Source organism: Sphingobium sp. D43FB, from assembly GCF_002312805.1.
Taxonomy (GTDB): domain Bacteria; phylum Pseudomonadota; class Alphaproteobacteria; order Sphingomonadales; family Sphingomonadaceae; genus Sphingobium.
Window position 1 is genome coordinate 1 of sequence record NZ_NMUA01000149.1, and the last position, 991, is coordinate 991.

The following is a 991-nucleotide window of genomic DNA, read 5'->3' on the forward strand; positions in this document are numbered from 1 at the left end:
GACGCGGACAGTATTTGGTGTGCCGATTTGCGAGAAGCGATTGAGGATTGCAGCACGGACTTTGAGCTCGGTTATCTGACGCTCGAAGGTGCGGGCCATGACGCGCTGACCAAGCAGCTTGAAGCAGTGCATTTTCGTTTCGACGAGGCTGCGGCGATGGTAGCCGCTCCACTTCTTCCAGATGGTGCGTCCAAGCCGTCTGATCGCACGGAGCGTTTCATTGCGGGCAGCCGTCCCGGGGCCATCCTCCTTCCATGGTCGACCGTTGCGGCGGACCGGAATGATGGCTTGCGCCTCGCGTTTGGCGATAGCGGCATGGCACTTTTTGGTGTCGTATGCGCCGTCCCCACCAACGCTGCTGATCTTCTCATCCTTTGGGATCTGCGCCAACAGATCGGGGAGGACAGGCGCATCGCCAATCGCGTTGGTGGTGACCTCAATGGCCCGGATATCAAGCGTTTCTGCATCGATCCCGATATGCACCTTGCGCCACTGGCGACGATAGGAAGCGCCGTGCTTGCGTGTCTTCCATTCCCCTTCGCCCATCATCTTAATGCCGGTGCTATCGACCAGAAGATGCAGGCCGCCAGAACTGGGACGCCCGCCAAGCGTCACCGGCAGCGTCTTCTGACGCCGGCACAACGTCGTATAATCCGGCACCGGCCAGTCCAGATCAGCCAGCTTGAGCAGGCTCGCCACCAGCCCCGTCGCCTGCCGCAACGGCAGGTTGAAAAGCGCTTTCAGTGTCAGGCACAGTTCGATCGCGCTTTCAGAAAAACGAGCCGGGCGACCAGGGCGGCCGCATGGCGCCGACAGCCACCGCATGTTCGGATCAAACCAAATATCCAGAGAACCACGCTGCTTCAGCGCCGCATTATACGCGCTCCAGTTTGTCGTGCGATACTTTGGTGAGGCTGGCTTGGGCATAGCCGCCCCCTAAAGCACTCGATTCACCTGAGGAATCCCCCAGGCGCAATTTCGCAACAAAGCC

1 protein-coding gene is annotated in these 991 nt (G+C 59.9%); it reads right to left on the bottom strand.

Annotation, left to right across the window (positions count from 1 at the left end; translation table 11 throughout):
• Positions 1 to 927: IS5 family transposase (locus SxD43FB_RS23755; protein WP_141249646.1), on the bottom strand; the 927-nt coding region annotated here is incomplete at its 3' end.
• Positions 928 to 991 lie beyond the last annotated feature (64 nt).